This window comes from Streptomyces sp. NPDC050145, from assembly GCF_044460245.1.
Taxonomy (GTDB): domain Bacteria; phylum Actinomycetota; class Actinomycetes; order Streptomycetales; family Streptomycetaceae; genus Streptomyces.
Window position 1 is genome coordinate 160,403 of sequence record NZ_JBITJS010000001.1, and the last position, 21,667, is coordinate 182,069.

Below are 21,667 nucleotides of genomic sequence, written 5' to 3' on the forward strand. Positions count from 1 at the left end.
CGGCTCCCTACGCTGCCGATGCAACGGGTGCGATGTCGCTCTCCGGGGGCTTGGTGCCGCCGGGCGCGTCGGGCAGTACCGTGCGGGTCGTCTCGGCGTCGTCGGATCGGGAACGCGGTGGGTGAAGTGGACGGTGCGGCGCCGGCAGGAACGACCCGGGCGGGGAAGCGGCAGATGGCACCGCTGTACGCCGCGGGCTTCACCACCGCCTTCGGGGCGCACGGCATCGCCGCCAGCCTCGGCGCCGGGGACACGGACCTGGCGAGCTCCGTCCTGTACCTGGGCGTGCTGCTCGCCCTCTACGACGGCGCGGAGGTCGTGCTCAAGCCGGTCTTCGGTACCCTCGCCGACCGCGTCGGCCCCCGGCCCGTCCTCCTGGGCGGCCTCGTCGCCTTCGCCCTCGCCTCCGCGCTCTACGTGGGCGTACGCGACCCGGGCTGGCTGTGGGCGGCCCGCCTCGGCCAGGGCGCGGTGGCCTCCGCGTTCTCACCCGCCGCGTCCGCGCTGGTCGCCCGGCTCAACCCGCAGGCCAGGCACGGCCGTGCCTTTGGTTCCTACGGTTTCTGGAAGAGCCTCGGATACACCGCGGGCCCACTGATCGGCGGCGTGCTCGTGTGGCTCGGCGGGCTGACGCTGCTGTTCGCCGTTCTGATGGTGCTCGCGATCGTGGTCGCGGGCTGGGCGCTGCTCGCGGTGCCGGTCGTGCCGCCGCTGCCCAAGCGACGGCAGACCCTCGCGGATCTGGTGCGGCGGCTCACCGACGGGGTGTTCCTGCGGCCCGTCGCCGCGCTGGCCGCGGCGACCGCCGCGATGTCGGTCGGCGTCGGCTTCCTCCCGCTGTCCGGCCGGGCCGACGGGCTGTCACCCGTGGCCACGGGCTCGGTCGTCTCGGTCCTCGCGGCCTGCGCGGCGCTTGTGCAGCCGTGGGCGGGGCGGGCGCTGGACGCGGGGCGCCTGAGTACGCGGGGCGGATTCGGCGCGGGGCTCGCGGTGACGGCGGGCGGGCTGGCGGTGGCCGCGGTGCCCGGGGTCGCGGCGCTCGTGGGGGCGGCGGTGCTGATCGGGGCCGGGACCGGGCTGATCACGCCGATCGGATTCGCGGCGCTGGCCGCGGCGACTCCCGAGGAGCGGATGGGGCAGACGATGGGGGCGGCGGAGCTCGGGCGTGAACTGGGCGACGCGGGTGGGCCCTTGCTGGTGGCGTCGGTCGCGGCCGGGGCGTCTTTGGGGTGGGGGTTCGGGGTGCTGGCGTTGTGCACGGGCGTGTTGGTGCCGGTTGTGGTGGGGGCGGGGTCGCGGCGCGGGGGGCGGTGAGGTGGGGCTGGGCTTGTGGTTCCCGGGGCGCGGCGTGACGTTGGGCGGGCGTTTCCGTGGGCTCGGCTGCTGCGCGGCGCTGTAGGGGTGGGGCTCGGTGTCGGGTGCCGGGTGCCGGGTGCCGGGTGCCGCGCCGTCGTGGCTGGTCGCGCAGTTCCCCGCGCCCCTTACGGGGCGTGTCTGACCCGGTGCGTACGGGTGGGCAAGGCGGCACCTAGGCGCTGGTCGCGCCCCGTGGCGGAGCCGCTAGTGGACACAGCCTCGCGCTCCCGGCCAGCGCCCCCGGCGGGGCGTGTCGGCACCTGAGGCGTTCGAGACATGCCGAGTTCCCGCGCGGGGCCGGGTTCACCCGATCCGGCGATCATGGTCGACCGGTTCGGCGGGGCTGGGGGCTGGGCGGAAGTGGTCGTTCCGGGGCGGGGGATCCTTGGCGCCGTTGAGCTCCGAGCGGTCCAGCCGCCGCCGCGAGGCGCCCCGCTGCGACTGATCTTCACGCGCACTTTATGCGCTCACCCGATTACTCTCTGTCGTCATGAGGATCTCGCCCGCACGTCACGACAGGAGCCGCCCCGGTCACCGCACCGGCGCGATCCTCGCCGTGCTGCTGGCGGCCCTCGTCCATCTCCTGTGCTGCGCGCACGGCCCTGTCGCATCCGCCGCCGGCCGCGCCGACACGATCACGGCCGTCGCCCCCGCCCCGTGCGGGCAGCCCGCCGGACCGCAGACGCACCTGGGCCACGACGACCACGACGGTCACGACGGTCACGAGGGCGACGCACAGTGCTCGGGCACCGACGAGCCGAGCGTGCAGGCCCCGCGCGGCATCCAGCCGGCCGCCGACATCACGCCGGTCACTCTCCCCGGCGCGGACCTCGACCGGGCGGACCTGCCCACCGCGCGCAGACCGTTCGGGTACAGCGGCCCACCCCTCGTCGCCCCCGCGGAACAGCGGCGCGCCCACCTGGGCATCTGGCGGACCTGACCGGCCCCGCGCCGTCCCGCCTGCCCACGCGGCACCTACCGCGCACCACGCGTACCCCGTGCACACCACGCACGCCGGCAGGACGACGCCCCCGGACCACCAGAATCCGACCGACACGCCGGCCCGGCAGCTCCACGGAACCTTCAGGTCACCGCCCTGCCCACAGCGCCGCAGGAGAAGCACGTCATGACCCACACCACGACACACGCCACGACCCACACCACGACGCACGCCGTCACCCACGCCACGCAACACGACACGACCCACGCCACAACACACCTGGACGCCCCCGCCCGACTTCTCGCCGACACCAAACGTCCCCAGCACACCCCCGGCGGCCTCGTCGGCGACACACCCGTGCTGTGGATCGGCGCCCCCTTCACCGCCGAAGGCCGTGGCTTCTGGGCCAAGCTCGAAGGGCACAACCCCGGCGGCATCAAGGACCGCACCGCCCTCCACATGGTGCGCGCCGCCCGTGAGCGCGGCCGCCTCCTGCCCGGCGCGCGCATCATCGAGTCCACCTCCGGCACCCTCGGCCTCGGACTCGCCCTCGCCGGTGCCACGTACGGACACCCCGTCACCGTCGTCACCGACCCCGGCATGGAGCCACTCATGACCGGCCTTCTCACCGCCTACGGTGCGGAGGTCGATCTCGTGGAGCACCCGCACCCCGAAGGCGGCTGGCAGGAGGCCAGGCGTCTGCGCGTCGCACGGCTCCTCGCCGAGGACCCCACGGCCTGGTGCCCCGACCAGTACCACAACCCCGACAACGTGGCCGCCTACGCCCCGCTCGCCCACGAACTCGTCGCCCAACTCGGCCGTATCGACACCCTGGTCGTCTCCGTCGGCACGGGCGGGCACTCGGCGGGCATCGCCTCCGTCCTGCGCGGCTACTTCCCGCGCCTGCGGGTCGTCGGCGTCGACACCACCGGGTCGACGATCTTCGGCCAGCCCGCCGCCGCCCGCCTGATGCGCGGCCTGGGCAGCAGCATCTATCCGCGCAACGTCGCCTACGACCTCTTTGACGAGGTCCACTGGGTGGCCGCGCCCGAATCCGTCTGGGCGGCACGGAGCCTGGCCCGCCGGCACTACGCCACCGGCGGCTGGAGCGTCGGCGCGGTCGCCCTCGTGTCGCGGTGGCTGGCCCGCACCCGCCCCGCGGAGGAGCGGATCGTCACCGTCTTCCCCGACGGTCCGCAGCGCTACGTCGGCACCGTCTTCGACGACGCGTACGGCCACGAGCACGGGTTGCTCGGCCGGCCGCCCGCCGAGGATCCCGACGAGATCGCACACCCCGCCGACCGGGTCGTCACCCGCTGGACCCGCTGCACCCACGTCACCGATCCCCTCGACCCCGTCGGCCCTCTCGGCCCCGACGCGGCACAGCCGCACCGCACCGCCGGGACGGCCACCGGGGCCCGGCGATGACCGGCCTGTGGCGGCAGACCCGCTCCTTCCCGGCCCCGGTACGGCTGCTGATGATCAATCAGTTCGCCATCAACCTCGCCTTCTACATGCTCATGCCCTACCTCGCCGCGCATCTCGCCGGATCGCTCGGCCTCGCGGCGTGGGCCGTCGGACTCGTCCTGGGCGTACGGAACTTCTCGCAGCAGGGCATGTTCCTCATCGGCGGCACCCTCGCCGACCGCCTCGGCTACAAGGCTCCGATCATGGCCGGCTGCCTGCTGCGCACCGTCGGGTTCGCCCTGCTCGGCTGGGTGGACAACCTGCCCACGCTGATCGCCGCCTCCGCCGCCACCGGATTCGCGGGCGCTCTGTTCAACCCGGCCGTGCGCGCCTACCTGGCCGCCGAGGCGGGGGAGCGGCGCGTCGACGCCTTCGCCACCTTCAACGTGTACTACCAGGCCGGCATGCTCCTCGGCCCGCTCGTCGGACTCGCCCTGCTGGCCGCCGACTTCCGGCTCGTGTGCACCACCGCGGCCGCCGTCTTCGCCGCGCTCACCGTGCTCCAGGCGCGCGCCCTGCCCGCCCGGCGCGGCACAGGGACCGACCGCCCGCAGCAGGAGGACGTCGCCGACGAGAGCGTGCTCGCCCAGTGGCGCAGGGTCGTCGCCAACCGGCCCTTCCTGCTCTTCGCCCTCGCCATGATCGGCTCGTACGTGCTGACCTTCCAGGTCTACCTGGCGCTCCCGCTCGCGGCGCGCAGCGCGCTGGGGGAGCGCGGCACCTGGGCGACCAGCGGCCTGTTCGTGGTGTCGGCCGCCGTCGCCGTCGCGGGCCAACTGCGCCTCACCGGCTGGGCGAAGACGCGGTGGAGCCCGCCGCAGGCGCTGGTGCGAGGGCTGACCGTCATGGGGCTCGCGTTCCTGCCGCTCGCCCTGACCCCGTCCGACGCGGCCTGGCCCGTACTCGGCGCGCTCGTCCTGACGGTCACTCTGCTCGCCCTGGGCGGCGCCGTCGCCTACCCCTTCGAGATGGACACGGTCGTCACCCTGTCCGGCAACCGCCTGGTCGCCACGCACTACGGGCTCTACAACACCGTCTCAGGCCTTGGCATCACCCTCGGCAATCTCGCGACGGGCGCCCTGTGGGACTTCGCCGAGCGGCATGACGCCCTGTGGCTGACCTGGTGCGCGCTCACCCTCACCGGCCTGGGCTGCGCCGCCTCCGTCGCCGCTCTCGCCCGCGCCGGCCGCCTCACCGCACGGCCCGAGCCCCGCCTGGCGACCGCGTGAAAAGGGTGCGGGGCGAAGCGCCCCGAAGGCACCCCGCCCCGCACCCCTTCACTTCGTGCGACCGCTCAGTCCTGCGCCACCGCCGGCGGCGCCGCGTCGACACCCCAGCGCGTCGGCTGCCCGGAGAGCGTGACCTTGATCGACCCCGCGTCCAGCAGCTCCCGGTGCGACAGCCAGCTCCGCTGCAGCGGACCCGCACCCGTGCGCACCGAGGACACGTACTGCATCTTCGAGGCGTCGGCCCCCGGCGCCTCGATCGAGATCGGCTTGCCGTGCGCGGGCCGGATCTCGACCTTGTCGAACATCGGCGCCGTGACGATGTAGTTCGCCGATCCGGGCTGCGCCTCGAAGACGCCGGCCATCGCGAAGACCAGGAGCGAGGAGGTCGCCCCGAGGTCGTCGTTGCCCGGCATGCCGTACGCGTCGTCCGTGAACAGGGTGCGCATCGCCCGCAGCACCGCCGAGGTTTTCCACGGCGCGTTCGTCCACGTGTACATCCACGGCGCGTGGAAGTCCGGCTCGTTGTTCGGGTTGAAGGCGAAGTTGTTGTGGTAGTCGTACGCGCCGTTCACCCAGGACTCCGAGGCTGCCTTCGCCGGGTCGGTGAGCACGGTCGGCATGTCGAAGAACGTGTCGAGCCGCTGCTCGGCCGCTCCCGCCCCGCCCATCAGCCCGTACAGGGTCCCCGGGTCCTGCTGGGCCAGCCACTGGTACTGCCAGGCCGTGCCCTCGTGGAAGGCGCCCGACTGGGTCGGGTCGGTGTCGCCGGCCGGCGTGCCGTCCGCCTTCTTCGCCACGGGGAAGCCGGTGAAGCCCTTCGAGGAGATGCCGGAGTCCCACAGCTTGGTGAAGTTGTCGCAGCGTCCCGCCAGCAGGTCCGCCTTGTCCTCGTGGCCGAGCCCGCGCGCCATCGTGGACAGCGCGCAGTCGCCGAGCGCGTACTCCAGCGTCGCCGAGCCCGCCTGCCGGGTGTCGCCGAACTGGTAGCCCGGCAGGTCCTGGTAGCCGACGAAGCCGTTCTTCACGTACGTCGGATTGCCGTCGCGGCCGCGGAAGCGGGACTGGTCCGCGGGGACCTCGTTGACGTTCTTCCACAGCGCGTCGAACAGGCCGCGCGCGGTGCGGTCGTCGAGCAGACCGCGGTTGTAGAGGTCGACGATCCACGGGGTGACGGGGTCGCCGCTCATCACGTTGGTCTCGCCGTTGCCGAGCCCCCAGCGCGGCAGCCAGCCGCCGTCCTCGTAGACGCGCAGCAGCGACTTGGCCATGTCCCTGGCCTTGTCCGGGTTCAGCAGCGCCACCAGCTGGTTCTGCGAGCGGTACGTGTCCCACAGGGAGAACATCTGGTAGTATGGCGAGTCCGAGCGGTGCACCTGGTCGTCGAAGCCCCGGTAGCGGCCGTCGACGTCCGAGCCGACCGACGGATGCAGCAGCGAGCGATAGAGCGCGCTGTAGTAGGTGCGCTGGTCGGCCTTGCTGCCGCCGGCCACCCGCATCCGGTTCAGCTCGTCCTGCCATGTGTCGTGCGCGGCCGAGCGGACCTTGTCGAAGGACTCCGGCTGCTCGGCCCGCCGGTTCAGGCGCGCCCCGTCGACCGACGTGTACGACAGGCCCACCGAGGCGCCCACCCGGTCGCCCTTGTCCCGGTCGAAGGAGAGCCAGGCGCCCGCCCGCTTGGTGCCGCGCTGTGCCTCGCGCTTGCCCGGCGTGAGCGTGCCGTCCGTCCAGGTGCCGAACTTGGAGAACGTGCGGTCGAACTTGGCGCTGAAGTAGACCCGGTAGCGCTCCTTGACGGTCTCCCAGCAGAAGTTGCCGCCCTGGACCCAGCCCTCCACGGTGTCGTCACCGACCACCTTGAGGTCACCGGCGAACGTGGCGCCGTTGCTCTCGCCCGCCTCGATCAGCACGTTCTCCGCGCCGGACCCGCTCGGGAACGTGTATTGGTGCTGGCCCGTGCGCTGCGTGGCCGACAGTTCGGCCTTGATGCCGTTGTCGAACTTCACGCCGTAGTAGCCGGGCGAGCGGGTCTCGTTGTCATGGCTGAACTTGGCCCGGTACTGCGCCGGGTCCGAGGACGTGACGTCCCCGGTCGTCGGCATGAAGCGGATGTTGCCCATCGTCTGACAGCCGACGCCCGACAGGTGCGTGTGGCTGAAGCCGAGGATGCTGTCCTGCGCGTAGTCGTAGGACGCGTACTTGTTCAGCTGGGTGTCGGGGCTCAGCTGCACCATGCCGAAGGGCGTGGCCGCGCCGGGGAAGGTGGTCCCGTCGCCGTTGTTGCCGATCGACGTGTCGACCAGCGTGGTGGGGTCCGCGGCGAACTCCGGTCCCTGCTCACGGGCGCTCGCGGCGCCCGTGGCGGTGACGGAGGCGGCGGCCAGAGTGGTGGCGATCAAGGCTGCGGTGAACGCGCGTCTAAACGCTCGCATCGCGATCCTCTCGTGCGACAACGTTGTCAAAGGGGGTGCCCGTCGATCTTTCTCTCCTGGGCATGCATCCGTCAATGCCGTGGCACCGACTCGTCACGGATGGCCGTCCCCGGCGCCGGTGAGCAGGCGAGCCCGGGCCGATCGACGGAACATGGAGAAAGCGGAGGGATCACAGGGCGCCGAGCAGACGGGAGTGCCGCACGTGGGAGGCGGGCGCGAACACGGCAACACCGAGGAGTACGACGCCGAGATGCGCCAGGTCGACGCCCTCAACCGACTGGCGGGCCCGGCCACCGGAGGAGCGGGCAGGCCGCCGGACGACCTGCGCCACCGCGGCGCCGACCTCCTCGTCACCGGCCACGCCCTGGCCCGTGTCGCCTCACTGGGCGAGGCACTCACGCTGATCTCCGGACTGACCGACCCGTCACTGCCCCTGTGCAGCCAGGCCGTGTTCCGCGCGGACCGGGAAACGCTGCACTGCGTCGGCCAGTTGGGGCTGCGCGACGACGGGCGGGACGCGTACCGCATGCCACTGGGCACCGTGCACCCCGCCGCACAGGTCGCCCGTACCGGACGGCCGGTCTTCCTCGGCTCGCCGCAGGAGTTCCGCGACCGGTTCCCCGAGGGCCACTCCCTCTCCACCCACGCCGGACACGAGTCCTGGGCCTTCCTGCCCCTGACCACGTACGGCCAGCTCACCGGCGTGTGGATGGCCGCCTTCGACGCCCCCGTCACGATCACCGACGGTCTGGGCGTCTTCCTCATGACCGTCGCCCGGCTCCTCGGCCAGAGCATCGAGCAGACCTACGACGGCCAGGCCGACCGCGCCCTGTCGCAGACCCTGCGCAACAGTCTGGGCGGCGTCGGTTCCGGCGTCGACGGCCTCAGCGTCGCCGCCCGCTACGTCCCCACCGGCGGCGGACTCATGGTCGGCGGCGACTGGTTCGACAGCATCGCCCTGCCCGGCGGCCGCCTCGGGCTCGTCATCGGCGACGTCCAGGGCCACGACCTGCAGGCCGCGGGGCTCATGTCCCGGCTGCGCACCGCCATCCACGCCTACGCCGCCGAGGGCCACGGGCCCGACGCCGTCCTGGTGCGGGCCTCGCACTTCCTCGCGTCCCTGGGCGAGGACCGCTTCGCCACCTGCATCTACCTGGAGGCCGACCCCGCCACCGGAACCCTCCGGATCGCCCGCGCCGGCCACCCGCACCCCGTCCTGCGCCTCCCCGACGGCACCTGCGTGCTCAAGCACGTGAGGGGCGGCCTGCCCCTCGGCCTCGACCTCGACGAGGACGACTACCCGGTCAGCGTCGTCACCCTGCGCGAGAACGAGATCATGATGCTGTGCACCGACGGACTCATCGAGTCCGGCGGCCACGACATGTACACGGGATGGCTGCGCGTGCGCGACGCGCTCGAACCGGGCAGCGCCGGCGACCTCGGCGGACTCGCGGACCGGCTCATGAACGCCGTCGTCGCACCGATGGAGGCGGTGAAGGGCGAGCAGCCCGCCGCCGCCTTCACCGAGGACGACATCGCGCTGCTGCTCCTGCGCCGCGACCCGTCCGCCGTCCCCGTCGACGGCACCGGCCGGAACCTGCGCTTCACCCTCGAACAGGACCAGGCCCAGGGCCTCGCCGACGCCCGCATCGAGTTCCAGGGCCTTCTTCACGACTGGGCCCGCCCCGAACAGGTCGACACCGTTCTCCTGCTCGTCTCCGAGCTCCTCGGCAACGTCCTCGTCCACACCGAGCAGGCCGCCGCCCTGCGCGCCGACATCCATGGCTCCCACGGCCGGCGGCGGCTGCGCGTCGAGGTGTCCGACCGCAGCGACGAGGTCCCGCACCGGCGCGCCCCCGGCGAGCTCTCCTCCTCCGGCCGCGGCCTCGTCCTGCTCGACCTGCTGGCCCACCGGTGGAACATCCGGCCCGAGCCCGAGGGCAAGACGGTCTGGTTCGAGCTCGACGAGGACGGCCCGGAGGAACCGTGAGCACACGGCGGCGGCCGGGGCGGACCAGGCCGCCCCGGCCGCACACCGAGCAGCAGCTCCTCAGGTCACCGGATCTCGACGAGCAGGTCGCCGCCCTCCACCTGCTGGATCCGCGAGATCGCGAGACGCGAGACCCGCCCGCCGCGCGGCGCCGTGATCGAGGCCTCCATCTTCATCGCCTCGATCGTCGCCACCGTCGCACCGGCCTCGACCTGGTCGCCCTCGGCCACCGCCAGCGTCACGACACCGGCGAACGGCGCCGCCACATGCCCCGGATCGCCCTTGTGGGCCTTCTCGGTCACCGGCAGGTCGGCCGCGGCCGCGTTGTCCCGCACCTGGATCGGCCGCAGCTGGCCGTTGAGCGTGGACAGCACCGTGCGCAGGCCCCGCTCGTCGGCCTCGCCGACCGCCTCCAGCTCGATCAGCAGCCGCACTCCAGGTCCGAAGTCGACGCTGTACTCCTTCCCCGGGCGCAGCCCGTAGAAGAAGTCCTTGCTGTCGAGCACGCTGGTGTCGCCGTACGCCTCGCGATGCGTCTCGAAGGCCTTCGTCGGACCGGGGAACAGCAGCCGGTTGAGGGTCGAACGGCGGTCCTTGGCGAGGCCGTCGCGGTCCTCGGCGGTCAGGTCCTGGACCGGCCTGGGTCCGGCCCGGCCCTCGAGGGCCTTGCTGCGGAACGGCTCGGGCCAGCCGCCGGGCGGCGTGCCCAGCTCGCCGTGCAGGAAGCCGATCACCGAGTCCGGGATGTCGAACCGGTTCGGCGTCGCCTCGAACTCGGCGGGCTCCACGCCCGCGCCCACCAGATGCAGCGCGAGGTCGCCCACCACCTTCGAGGACGGTGTCACCTTCACCAGCCGGCCCAGCATCCGGTCGGCCGCCGCGTACGTCGACTCGACGTCCTCGAAACGGTCGCCGAGGCCGAGCGCGACGGCCTGCGTACGCAGGTTGGACAGCTGTCCGCCGGGGATCTCGTGGTGGTAGACCCGTCCGGTCGGCGCGTCCAGACCCGCCTCGAAGGGGGCGTAGATCTTGCGGACGCTCTCCCAGTACGGCTCCAGGTCGCCGACCGCCTGGAGGTCGAGGCCCGTGGGGCGCGCCGAGTGGTCGGTCGCCGCGACGATCGCCGACAGCGACGGCTGCGAGGTGGTCCCGGCCATGGAGGCCACCGCGCCGTCCACAGCGTCCGCCCCGGCCTGGATCGCCGCGAGGTACGTCGCGAGCTGGCCGCCCGCCGTGTCGTGCGTGTGCAGGTGCACCGGCAGGTCGAACTCGCGGCGCAGCGCCGAGACCAGCGTCGCCGCGGCCGGGGCGCGCAGCAGACCGGCCATGTCCTTGACCGCCAGTACGTGCGCGCCCGCGTCGACGATCTTCTCGGCGAGCCGCAGGTAGTAGTCCAGCGTGTACAGCTTCTCCGCCGGGTCCGACAGGTCGGACGTGTAGCAGAGCGCGACCTCGGCGACGGCGGTGCCGGTCTCGCGCACGGCCTCGATCGCCGGCCGCATCTGGTCGACGTCGTTGAGCGCGTCGAAGATGCGGAAGATGTCGATGCCGGTGGCGGCGGCCTCCTGCACGAACGCGTCGGTCACCTCGGTCGGGTACGGCGTGTACCCCACGGTGTTGCGACCGCGCAGCAGCATCTGCAGACAGATGTTCGGCACGGCCTCGCGCAGCGCGGCGAGCCGCTCCCACGGGTCCTCGGCGAGGAAGCGCAGCGCGACGTCGTACGTGGCGCCGCCCCAGCACTCCAGCGAGAGCAGCTGCGGCAGCGTGTGCGCCACCGTCGGAGCCACGGCCAGCAGGTCCTTGGTGCGCACCCGGGTGGCGAGCAGCGACTGGTGCGCGTCGCGGAACGTGGTGTCCGTGACGCCGAGCGTCGGCGCGTCCCGCAGGCTCCGGGCGAAGCCCTCGGGCCCCAGCTCCGCGAGCCGCTGCCGCGAACCGGCCGGCGGCTCGCCCGCGGGGAGCGGTGCCAGCTTGGAGGCGGGCGAGATCAGCTCGGGCCGCGGCCCGTGCGGCTTGTTCACCGTCACGTCCGCGAGGTACGTGAGCAGCTTCGTGCCCCGGTCCGCCGAGTGACGGGCCGTCAGCAGATGCGGCCGCTCCTCGATGAACGAGGTGGTGACCCGCCCGCCCTGGAAGTCCGCGTCGTCGAGCACCGCCTGAAGGAACGGGATGTTCGTCGACACGCCCCGGATGCGGAACTCGGCGACGGCCCGCCGCGCCCGGTCCACGGCCGTGCGGAAGTCCCGGCCCCGGCAGGTCAGCTTCACCAGCATCGAGTCGAAGTGGGCGCTGACCTCGGTGCCCGCGTGCGTCGTACCGCCGTCGAGCCGGATGCCCGAACCGCCGGGGGAGCGGTAGGCGCTGATCATGCCGGTGTCGGGGCGGAACCCGTTCGCCGGGTCCTCGGTCGTGATGCGGCACTGGAGCGCGGCGCCGTGCAGCACGACGGACTCCTGCGACAGGCCCAGGTCGGCGAGGGTCGCGCCGGAGGCGATGCGCAGCTGCGCCTGCACCAGGTCGACGTCGGTGACCTCCTCGGTCACCGTGTGCTCGACCTGGATGCGCGGGTTCATCTCGATGAAGACGTGCTTGCCCGCGCGGTCGAGGAGGAACTCCACGGTGCCCGCGTTGCGGTAGCCGATCCGGCGGGCGAACTTCACCGCGTCGGCGCAGATCCGCTCGCGCACCTCGGGGTCGAGGTTCGGCGCGGGCGCCAGCTCGATGACCTTCTGGTGGCGGCGCTGCACGGAGCAGTCGCGCTCGAACAGGTGGATGACGTTGCCCTCGCCGTCGGCGAGGATCTGCACCTCGATGTGGCGGGGGTCGACGACCGCCTTCTCCAGGAAGACCGTCGCGTCACCGAAGGCCGACTCGGCCTCACGGGCCGCCGCCTCGATCGACTCGCGCAGCAGCGCCGGGTCGTCCACCCGCCGCATACCGCGCCCGCCACCGCCGGCGACGGCCTTCACGAACACGGGGAAGCCGATGCCCTCGGCGGCCGCCACCAGTTCGTCCACGTCGGTGGACGGCGCCGAGGAGCCGAGTACCGGTACTCCGGCCTCGCGCGCGGCGGCCACGGCCCGCGCCTTGTTGCCCGTCAGCTCCAGCGTCTGCACGGACGGGCCGACGAACGTGATGCCCGCCTCCTCGCAGGCGCGCGCCAGTTCGGGGTTCTCGGAGAGGAATCCGTAGCCCGGGTACACGGCGTCGGCCCCCGCGAGCCGGGCCGCGCGGATGATCTCCTCCACCGACAGATAGGCCCGCACGGGATGCCCCGGCTCGCCGATCTCGTACGCCTCGTCGGCCTTCAGCCGGTGCAGCGAATTGCGGTCCTCGTGCGGGAACACGGCGACGGTGCGCGCCCCCAGTTCGTAGCCGGCGCGGAACGCGCGAATCGCGATCTCCCCGCGGTTGGCCACCAACACCTTGCGGAACATCCTGACCCCTTCACCTGGCCGGTGACGAGCACCGTGGATCGTGCCCGGCTCGTTTCGGCAACGCTAAGGGCAGCGCGGGCGCGTACTGAAGGTTCGGCGACAGTGACATGGATCATCGAGCCGAAGGGGCCGCCAATGGCGCAGAGTGGACCCCTTTGCCTCCGTGCCGCCCGCGCGCCGCCCGCCGACCGATGAGTTCCGTCGACCCCAGCGGTCCTACCCACCGACAGGCCGTTGATCCTCCTTCCGCACGGGAGTACGTCATGACCGCCACATACACCTTCGACATCTTCAGCAGCCTCGACGGCTTCGGCGCCGCGAGCGGCGACTGGACCGGATACTGGGGCAAACAGGGCCCCGAACTGCTCGAGCACCGGCTCCGCCAGTACGACCGGGACCAGCGGATGGTGCTCGGCGCGAACACCTACCGGGCGTTCGCCGAGATGCTGGCCGAGAACACCGAGCCGGGCGTCCGCGACCCGTGGGTCACCCGGATGCGGAACCTGCCGCTCACGGTCGTGTCGACCACACTCGAGGAACCGCTCGACTGGCCGGACGCCACGGTCGTGAGCGGCGACGCGGTCGACGTCGTGGCCCGCCTGAAGAAGGAGTCCGACGTACCGCTGCGCTCGCACGGCAGCCTGTCGATGAACCGGGCCCTCATGGCCGCCGGCCTCGTCGACCGCGTCCAGATCACCGTCTTCCCCGTCATCACGGGCCGCACCGGCCTCGACCCGGTCTTCGCAGGCGCGGAGGACTTCGACCTCGACCTGATCGAGACACGCACCCTCGACGGCCGCACCCAGGAGTTCGTCTACCGCCCGACCCTGCACGGCTGAACGGGCGCGGCGCCGCGTCAGCCGCGCCCGCGCATCGGCGCGAGGGCCGAGGTCAGCGCGACCACCTCACCGAGCATCTGGCCCAGGGCCCGATCGTGGCGCTCGGCGGGCGCGAACGTCCGGTACTCCTCGAAGTCGCTCTGCAGCGACAGGTGCACCTGCGTGTGCACGGCGGTCAGCTGGACCGCACCGGCGATGTGCCGCAGATGGTCGAGGGCGCGGGCCCCGCCGACGTTGCTGCCGTAGCCGACGAACCCGGCCGCCTTGTGGTTCCACTCGTTGTAGACGAAGTCGATGGCGTTCTTGAGCGCGGCCGGGATCGACCGGTTGTACTCGGGCGTGACGAACACGAACCCGTCGAGGGCGTCGATCGTGGCGGCCCAGGCACGGGTGTGGGCGTGCTCGTAGTCGCCCAGGCGGGGCGAGCGCGGCTCGTCGAACAGCGGCAGGTCGTAGTCGGCGATGTCGACGACCTCGAACGTCGCGTCGTCCCGAGCCCCGGCCGTCTTCTCGACCCAGCTCGCGATCTGTGGCCCGACCCGGCCGGGACGGGTGCTGCCGAGGATGATGCCTATCGTCGTCATGTCCTGCGTCTCCAGGTGCGTGGCGTCGTACGGGTGAAGAGCGGTGCGGGTGTGCTCAGTGGGCGGGACCGGCGGTGGGCAGCAGGGCCTCGACGAGGTCCGCGGCGCGCAGGGTGCCGCCCTCGGCCCGCGCCTCGGCCTGCAACTCGCGGGAGCGCGCGCGGCGTTCGGGGTCGTCGATCAGCGCGGTCAGCGCCGCGCGCAGCGTCTCGGCGGTGGCGTCTGCGGTGTCGACGCGGCGGGCGACGCCGAGTTCGACCAGGCGGTCGGCGTTCAGGAACTGCTCGGCGCCCTGCGGCACGGCGATCATCGGGACGCCCGCGAGGAGGCCCTCGCCGCAGCCGCCCATCCCGGCGTGCGTGACGAAGGCGTCCGCCTGTTCCAGGATCGCCCGCTGCGGCACCCAGGAGTGCACCTCGACATTGCCCGGCACGTCACCCAGCTCGGCCGGGTCGGTGTAGCGCCCGATCTGGAGCACGACGTGCCATCCGGGCAGGTCGCCGAAGGCCGCGACGCACTGCCGGTAGAACTCCGGCTGCCGCGTGTACGCGGAGCCGAGCGAGACCAGCAGCACCTTCTCGGCGCCCGCCGGCCGGGTCCAGCCCTCCGCCTCCGTACGAGTGTCGAAGCACGGCCCGACGAACGTGACGACGTCCGTGTCGACCCGGTCGGCGTGCAGCTGCATCGCGCGCGGGATCAGGGCCAGGGAGCGGGAGGGCGGCCCGGAGAAGGCGTCCACGTCCGTGGTGACGGCCCCGGCCTCGGCGAGCCAGCGCGCGAACCTGCCCCGGTACGCGTCGGCGCCGGGCAACTGCCGCAGATGTACGGCGACTTCCTCCTCGTACCCGTCCCAGGCGACGAAGGTCGGGGACAACTGCGCGAGCGGACGGCCCTGCGTCTCGGCCAGGGCGCGCGCGGCGTAGGCCCCGATGTCGTAGAGGTACAGGTCGGCCGGGTCGTCGTCGTACGCGGCGTGCAGTTGCGGCAGCGCCTGGATAGCGTCGTCGAGGAAGAGGGCCGCCGCCGCGATGGGATCGTCGGGCCACTTGTTGTCGGCGAAGGGCAGGGTGGAGGCGCACGGCACGAGTTCGGCGCCGGTGGCTTCGATCCGCTCGGCCATCACCGGGTCGTTGGCGTACGTGACCCGGTGCCCGCGGGCCACGAGTTCACGGATCACCGCGAGGCTGGGCAGGACATGGCTGACGAGGGGGACGCCGACCATCGCGATGTGGGCGCGGCTGCGGGGCATGCTCGATCACTCGATTCCGGGGAGGGAGGGGCGGACGGGGTTCAGGTCCGGGGGAGCAGGGCGGCGGCCGCCTCCAGTTCCGCGATCGACCCCGACATGATCGTCCGTACGTGCGCGGTGATGTGCTCGACGGGCCAGTCCCACCAGGCGACCGCGAGCAGCCGGGCGACGTCCGCGGCGTCGTAGCGGGTGCGGATCAATCGGGACGGGTTGCCGCCCACGATGCCGTAGTCCGGCACGTCGCCCGTGACGACGGCGCCGGAGGCGATGATCGCGCCGTGGCCGATCCGCACCCCGGGCATGACCATGGCGCCGTGGCCGAACCACACGTCGTTGCCGACGACCGTGTCGCCTCGGCCGGGCAGGCCCGTGATCAGGTCGAAGTGCTCGGCCCAGGAGCCGCCCATCGTGGGGAAGGGGAACGTGGACGGGCCGTCCATACGGTGGTTGGCGCCGTTCATGATGAACCGGGTACCGGTGCCGAGCGCGCAGTACTTGCCGATCACCAGGCGCTCGGGCCCGTAGTGGTACAGGACGTTGCGCGTCTCGAACGCGGTCGGGTCGTCCGGATCGTCGTAGTACGAGAAGTCGCCGACCTCGATGAGCGGTGACTTCACCAGCGGCTTGAGCAGGACGACGCGCGGGTGCTCGGGCATCGGGTGGAGCACGGTGGGATCGGCGGGAACAGCGGGAACGGGCGGCATCGTGAAGGCGGTCCCTCTCGGCAGACGGCGCGTACGCAGGTGGCGGCGGCGATGAGGAGCGTTAGTGCGACAACTGTTGCGTTAAGATGCTGTCACAGCCCACCGACGTGGATCAACCGGATACTGGATTCCCGATGTCAGAACCCACGGCCCCCGCACCCGACCGCCGGCCGGGCGGCCGCACCGCCCGCATCCGCGCCCAGGTCCTCGACGCGGTCCGCGCCGAACTCGCCGAGGGCGGTCACGAGTCGCTCACGGTGGAGGGCGTCGCGACGCGCGCCGGCGTCCACCGCGCCACCGTCTACCGACGCTGGCGCGACGTCGGCGGACTGCTCGTCGACGTCATCGACGCGGCGGGCGAGATCGACTGGCAGCCCCCGGACACGGGTTCGCTCCTGGGTGACCTGACGGCCCTGAACCGGGAGATCCAGGAGTCCCTGGCCGTGCGGCCCTCGCTCGCCGTCGCCCTGATGTCCGCCTCGTTCCACTCCGAACAGGCGGCGCAGGCCCAGACGCGTCTGTGGGCGGACCGGTACACGCAGTGCGCGATCCTGGTCGAACGAGCCGTCGGGCGCGGCGAACTCCCCTCGCCGCACACCGACGCGCAGGCCCTGCTGATCGCGGCGACCGCGCCGCTCTACCACCGACTCCTGCTGCTGCGCGCCGATCCCGACCCGCACCAGCCGGAACGGGACGCGAGGACGGCGGTGTCGGCGGCCGCGGCGGGGGCCTTCACCGTCAGCCCGTAGGCGCGGCCCGATAGGCTCCCGCGATGCGCATGCGCCTGATACCCGACGAACCGTTCCCCGAGATCGGCCACCCTTTCACGACCGCCGTGAGCGCGGACGGCCGCTGGATCGCGGTGAGTTGCCACGCGAGCGGCCGCGACGGCCGCGGGCGCATCGCCGTCTACCGGACGAGCGATCTCGCCCTGTGGGACCAACTGGTGGTCGGACGGTCCGTCGAGGCGCTCGCCTTCCACCCGGCGCTTCCCCTGCTCGCCGTGGGCGCGGGAGAGGGTGACGAGTTCGCGGCGCAGGGCGCACTCCACCTGTACGAGCCGGATACTCACCGTCGCGTCGACGTGGAGGTCGCCGGAGCCGAGGTCGTCGCGCTGCGCTGGTGGAACGCGCGGCGCCTGGAGGTGACGTTCAGTGCCCCGATCGTCGACTACGAGGACCTGGGGAACGTCTCGTACACGCGCGCCGTCGCCGAGCACGACGACTGGAGCCGGGTCACCGCGGACGTGCTCGCCGCGCGGGTCGCCTGGCCGCAGACGCCCGCGACGGTGGACTGGACCGCCGCGAAGGGCCCCGCCGTGGACGCCCCGCAGCGGTACCTGGCCGCCGTCGCCGCAGAGCACGGCAGCTCCTGGAGCACGCGCAGCGGACCCGCCGCGGTGGAGGTGCTGAGCGACGGCCGGATGCTCGTCGCGCGGCCCACCAAGACACTTCTGGAGTGCTGGTCGCGGGACGGCGCTCTGCTGTGGTCGCTGCCGGAGCCGGAGGACACGTTCGAGCGCAGCGGCTGCCGGATCCACGTCACCCCGGACGAGACGAGCGTCTGGGTCACGATCCTGGTCGGCACGAGCGACAACCGCCGCACCCGGCTGTGCCGGTTCGACCTGGCCGACGGCGCCCCGATCGCCGAACTCGCCCTCGACTTCCCGGTCGTCATCGCCGCGCGTACGGACGGCGCCTGGGTGGCGAGGGACTCGCGCGACCTCTTCCCCTGGGCGCACTGGCCGCCCAGCGCGAGCGTCGTCCTCACCCCCTCCGGACGGCAGTTGGGCACCCTGGACCTGGGGGAGTGCCACACCTCGTTCGACCTCCCGGTGCGCCGCTCCCCGCACCTGCTGTTCCTGTACGGCGACGGCCCCGCGGACGTGCAGCCGCCCCTGCTGGAGAAATGGGTCGTGCGGGCCGGCCCCGACGGGATCGAGCGGCTGTTCCCGCTCTCCTGGGACGACTCCGTCGGCGCGTACCAGGGCGGCCCCGCCGTGTACGTCGACGACGCCCTCGGCGCCGGACTCGTCCACGGCTGCACGGGCCGCGACGCCTCCCACCTCGTACGCCGCTCCTACCCGGACGGCGCCGCGGTCTGGGCCCACCGCTTCGACACGAGGATCACCGGAGTCGACGCGCACGACGGCCTCGTCCACGCCGTGACGGCCGGTCCGGCCTGCGAACTGCTCACCCTGCGGGCGACGGACGGCACGGTGCTGCGACGGCAGCCGCTCGCGCTCGGCGAGCACGTCTACACGCCCACCTGCCTGAGCGCCGGCCCGGACGGGGAGCTGGTGATCGGCACGGCCGAGGGCCGGCTGATCCGGACCCGGCTGGAGTTGGGGCCCGCTCAGACCCCGTAGCCGCCGTCGACGTCGAGCTTCTGGCCCGTGATGAAGCGGGCGCGGTCGGAGGCCAGGAAGCACACGGCCTCGGCGATGTCCTCGGCGGTGCCGAAGGTGCGCAGCGGGATGTTGGCCATGGCCGCGTCGAGCGCCCGCTGATCGAGATCGCCGGAGTCCATCAGCCGCGCGGCCATCCCGTCGGTCAGCATCCCGGGCCCCACGCAGTTCACCCGCACCCCGAACCGGCCCTCCTCGGCGGCGAACGCGCGGGCCAGCGCCTCCACCGCCGCCTTCGGCCCCGCCGACAGGCCGTCACGTACCGGATAGCGGCGGGTCGCCGCCGTCGTGACCGCCACGACCGAGCCTCGGCTCTCGCGCAGGGCCGGCAGCGCGGCGTGCAGCAGGTTGAAGAAGGCGGACGTGTCCGTGTCGAGCTGCTCGCGCCACTGCTCCGGTGAGACGCGCGAGAGATGCACCATCGGCACGTGCGGGCCCGCGCAGTGGACCACGGTGTGGACCGCGCCGAACCGGGAGACCACCGCGTCGAGATAGCGGCCGGTGGCGGCCGGGTCCGACAGGTCCAGCGGGTCCGTCGCGACGGTGACACCGTGCGCGGAGGCCAGCTCGGCGGCCACCGCCTCCGCCTGCTCCTTGTTGCGCCGGTACGTCAGGGCCACGGCCGAACCGGCGGCCGCCAGGCCGCGGCAGACGGCCGCCCCGATCCCTCCGGAGCCGCCGGACACGCCCGCCCTGTTCCCGAAGTCGCGCATCGCGCCCACCTCTCGTGCTCGGAGCACCGCCCGGCGAACAAGCAGACGCTTGGTCGTGGATCACGGTAGGTGCGCCGTGAGAGGCCGGTCAAGGGGCCGGAATCAACACCAAACAAATGCTTGACCGGTGCGCGATTCACCGTGCTACGTTTCGCGGCACTAACAAGCGCTTGGTTCGGTAGCGGCGCTTCCTCGGCTCTCCGATCGACTTTCCATCGACTTCCATCGACTCTCCGTCGGCTCTCCATAAGGGTTGAAAATGAACAGACGAATCGTTGCGGTGATCGCGTCGGCCACGGGTGTCGCCTTCACCCTCACGGGCTGTGGGGCCGGTTCGGCCACGGAAGGGAAGAGCGCCGACGAGCCCTACCGCGTCCTGGTCACCGGTGGCCTGAGCGCGCAGGGCGTCCTCGCGGACAACTCGGCGACCTCGGTGCTCTCGGCGAAGGCCGGCGCCAAGGTGGTGAACGCGGCGGGCGGGATACTCGGCCGCAAGGTCGAGGTCACCGTGGTGGACGACGCGGGCGACCCGACGACCGCGGTCACCAAGCTCCGCGAGGCGATCAACTCCGACAAGAAGCCGGACCTGTTCCTCGACTCCGGCCCGTCCACTGTCACCGCCGCCGTCCTGCCGATCCTGAAGCAGAACAACATCCTGTCCATGAACGTCGGCCCCACCGCCGACTCCTCGGACCCGAAGGCGTTCCCCCTCAACTTCGACCTGTCGCCCGGCCCTTCCGACTACGCCAAGGGCTTCATCCCCCACCTCAAGGACAAGGGATACAAGAAGGTCGGCATCATCCACGGCAGCAGCTCCTACGGGGAGACCTTCGACGCCGAGATGACGAAGGCCTTCGACGACGCCGGGATCAAGGTCGTCAAGAGCGAGGAGTACGACGTCGCCGCGCTCGACATGACCCCGCAGCTCCAGGCGGTCCGCGCGGCCGGCCCCGACGCCCTGATCATGGACGGCTACGGCGCCCCGGTCGGCTACCTGCTGAAAAGCATGAAGAAGCTCGGCTGGAACGTCCCGGTCGTGGCCAACACCTCGGTCTCCGCGACGGGCCTGATCTCCACGCCGCCGCCCGCCGGGGTCCTGGGCACCGACCAGGTGAAGAACCTGGTGATGCAGGTGTACACGAGCACCAAGTACGACGCCGGGGACAAGGCCATGAACGAGGCGGTCGCGGCCATGAAGTCCCTCGGTAAGATCCGCTCCACGCTGATCCTCGGCTACAACTACGACGCGCTGCCCCTCATCGCCGCGGCCGCCGAGAAGGCCGGCTCGCTCGACGACCCGAAGGCACTCGCCAAGGCGCTCGAGGAGCAGTCCGTCCAGGGCAAGGCGAAGACGGCGATCCTGAACGACTACCACTTCAGCACCACGGCGCACCGGCCGAACGCCGACGCGGGGGTGTTCCTGTTCATCGCCCCGTCCGAGATCAAGGACGGGCAGTTCCAGTGACGCTGATCTGGGGCGGGCTGGCCCTCGGGGCGGTCTACGCGCTCGTCGCCGTCTGCTACAACATCGTCTTCATCTCCTCGAAGACGTTCAACTTCGCCCAGGCCCAGCTCATCATGGTCGGCGCGTTCGTCACGTACACCGGCCTGGTCACCTGGAAGCTGTCCGTCCCGGTCGTCATGCTGCTCGCCGTCGCCTCGGTCCTCGCCCTGGCGGCGGTCGAGGAACGGCTCGCGGTGCGCCCGGTCAAGGACCCGCACAACATCCTCGTCACCACCCTCGGCGTCTCCATCCTCCTCAACGGAGTCACCCAACTGGTGTGGGGCACCCAGCCGTTGAACGTCCCGTTCTTCGGCGGCAACGAGGTCATGCGGCTCCTTGGTGGCCAGACCTACCCGGTGGAGATCGCGCTCGTCGTTGTGGCCGTCCTCCTCGTGTGGGCGCTCACCCGGCTCAGCCGCCGCTTCCTCGTGGGCCTCGCTCTGCTCGGCATGTCGGAGGACCGCGAGGCGGCGATGCTGCGCGGCGTCGACGTCCGCCGGCTCGCCTTCGGCGCCTTCGCGTTCTCCGGCGCCGTCGCCGGCGTGCTCGGCATGTTCGTCGGCCCCAAGACCTTCGCGGTGGCCACGCTCGGCGCGTCCCTCGCCCTCAAGGGCTTCGTCGTCCTGGCCATCGGCGGGTTCGGCTCCATGCCGGGCACGCTCGTCGGCGGCCTGGTCGTCGGCCTCGCCGAGGCCCTGGCCGCCCGCTACCTGGGCGGCGCCTACGCCAACATCACTGTCTTCGTCATCCTCGTCACCATCCTTCTGGTGCGACCGGCGGGCCTCTTCGTACGGGTCCAGGAAAGGACGGTGTGAC

16 protein-coding genes are annotated in these 21,667 nt (G+C 72.2%); 10 read left to right on the plus strand and 6 right to left on the minus strand.

The window, feature by feature from the left end; translation table 11 throughout:
• The first annotated feature begins 174 nt into the window (after positions 1-174).
• The 4 genes from ACIBTU_RS00800 (at position 175) to ACIBTU_RS00815 (ending at position 4,992) form a co-directional block, all read left to right on the plus strand.
• A complete protein-coding gene (locus ACIBTU_RS00800; protein ID WP_399123704.1) occupies positions 175-1,314 on the plus strand; it encodes an MFS transporter in 1,140 nt (379 codons plus the stop codon).
• Positions 1,315-1,846: 532 nt separating this feature from the next.
• Positions 1,847-2,296: a hypothetical protein gene (locus ACIBTU_RS00805; RefSeq protein WP_399123705.1), complete on the plus strand. Its 450-nt coding sequence runs from the start codon at positions 1,847-1,849 to the stop codon at positions 2,294-2,296.
• Between the two features lie 186 nt (positions 2,297-2,482).
• Complete coding sequence (locus tag ACIBTU_RS00810; protein ID WP_399123706.1) at positions 2,483-3,724, plus strand: PLP-dependent cysteine synthase family protein; 1,242 nt, start codon at positions 2,483-2,485, stop codon at positions 3,722-3,724.
• Complete coding sequence (locus tag ACIBTU_RS00815) at positions 3,721-4,992, plus strand: MFS transporter (RefSeq protein WP_399123707.1); 1,272 nt, start codon at positions 3,721-3,723, stop codon at positions 4,990-4,992. Before ACIBTU_RS00810 ends, ACIBTU_RS00815 begins: the two co-directional genes overlap by 4 nt.
• Before the next feature lie 65 nt (positions 4,993-5,057).
• Here the strand turns inward: ACIBTU_RS00815 and ACIBTU_RS00820 are convergent, their stop codons facing one another.
• The gene (locus tag ACIBTU_RS00820; protein WP_399123708.1) at positions 5,058-7,388 is read right to left on the minus strand and encodes a GH92 family glycosyl hydrolase; all 2,331 of its coding nucleotides are present in this window, start codon (positions 7,386-7,388) and stop codon (positions 5,058-5,060) included.
• A 184-nt stretch (positions 7,389-7,572) separates the two neighbouring features.
• Between ACIBTU_RS00820 and ACIBTU_RS00825 the strand changes: the two genes are divergently transcribed.
• Positions 7,573-9,411 (plus strand): SpoIIE family protein phosphatase, encoded by a 1,839-nt coding sequence (locus ACIBTU_RS00825; protein WP_399123709.1) that lies wholly within the window; start codon positions 7,573-7,575, stop codon positions 9,409-9,411.
• A 65-nt stretch (positions 9,412-9,476) separates the two neighbouring features.
• Here ACIBTU_RS00825 and ACIBTU_RS00830 read toward each other — a convergent pair whose 3' ends face one another.
• The gene (locus ACIBTU_RS00830) at positions 9,477-12,851 is read right to left on the minus strand and encodes a pyruvate carboxylase (protein ID WP_399123710.1); all 3,375 of its coding nucleotides are present in this window, start codon (positions 12,849-12,851) and stop codon (positions 9,477-9,479) included.
• Between the two features lie 263 nt (positions 12,852-13,114).
• Here ACIBTU_RS00830 and ACIBTU_RS00835 point away from each other — a divergent pair, with 263 nt between their 5' ends.
• Positions 13,115-13,690, plus strand: coding sequence for a dihydrofolate reductase family protein (locus ACIBTU_RS00835; RefSeq protein ID WP_399123711.1), 576 nt, complete (start codon positions 13,115-13,117; stop codon positions 13,688-13,690).
• 17 nt (positions 13,691-13,707) lie between these two features.
• Here ACIBTU_RS00835 and ACIBTU_RS00840 read toward each other — a convergent pair whose 3' ends face one another.
• From ACIBTU_RS00840 to ACIBTU_RS00850, 3 genes are read right to left on the minus strand one after another with little or no spacing between them, the layout of a single operon-like run.
• Entirely contained in the window at positions 13,708-14,274 is a 567-nt protein-coding gene (locus tag ACIBTU_RS00840) for an NADPH-dependent FMN reductase (RefSeq protein WP_399123712.1), read from the minus strand.
• A gap of 55 nt (positions 14,275-14,329) precedes the next feature.
• Positions 14,330-15,523 carry a macrolide family glycosyltransferase gene (locus tag ACIBTU_RS00845; protein ID WP_399123713.1) on the minus strand — a complete coding sequence of 398 codons (1,194 nt, stop codon included), beginning with the start codon at positions 15,521-15,523 and terminating at the stop codon, positions 14,330-14,332.
• A gap of 41 nt (positions 15,524-15,564) precedes the next feature.
• On the minus strand, positions 15,565-16,227 hold the full coding sequence (locus ACIBTU_RS00850; RefSeq protein ID WP_399123714.1) for a CatB-related O-acetyltransferase: 663 nt from the start codon (positions 16,225-16,227) through the stop codon (positions 15,565-15,567).
• A 134-nt stretch (positions 16,228-16,361) separates the two neighbouring features.
• Between ACIBTU_RS00850 and ACIBTU_RS00855 the strand changes: the two genes are divergently transcribed.
• Together ACIBTU_RS00855 and ACIBTU_RS00860 are read left to right on the plus strand one after the other, a co-directional pair.
• Positions 16,362-16,976, plus strand: a complete 615-nt coding sequence (locus ACIBTU_RS00855) for a TetR/AcrR family transcriptional regulator (RefSeq protein WP_399123715.1) — start codon at positions 16,362-16,364, stop codon at positions 16,974-16,976.
• Between the two features lie 23 nt (positions 16,977-16,999).
• Positions 17,000-18,595, plus strand: a complete 1,596-nt coding sequence (locus ACIBTU_RS00860) for a hypothetical protein (RefSeq protein WP_399123716.1) — start codon at positions 17,000-17,002, stop codon at positions 18,593-18,595.
• On the opposite strand, the gene ACIBTU_RS00865 is transcribed toward ACIBTU_RS00860, so the two are convergent.
• Entirely contained in the window at positions 18,583-19,347 is a 765-nt protein-coding gene (locus ACIBTU_RS00865; RefSeq protein ID WP_399123717.1) for an SDR family NAD(P)-dependent oxidoreductase, read from the minus strand. The two genes, ACIBTU_RS00860 and ACIBTU_RS00865, sit on opposite strands and share 13 nt — an antisense overlap.
• A 259-nt stretch (positions 19,348-19,606) precedes the next feature.
• On the opposite strand from ACIBTU_RS00865, the gene ACIBTU_RS00870 reads away from it, so the two are divergent.
• The gene (locus ACIBTU_RS00870; RefSeq protein WP_399123718.1) at positions 19,607-20,812 is read left to right on the plus strand and encodes an ABC transporter substrate-binding protein; all 1,206 of its coding nucleotides are present in this window, start codon (positions 19,607-19,609) and stop codon (positions 20,810-20,812) included.
• Entirely contained in the window at positions 20,809-21,666 is an 858-nt protein-coding gene (locus tag ACIBTU_RS00875; RefSeq protein ID WP_399123719.1) for a branched-chain amino acid ABC transporter permease, read from the plus strand. Before ACIBTU_RS00870 ends, ACIBTU_RS00875 begins: the two co-directional genes overlap by 4 nt.
• Position 21,667 lies beyond the last annotated feature (1 nt).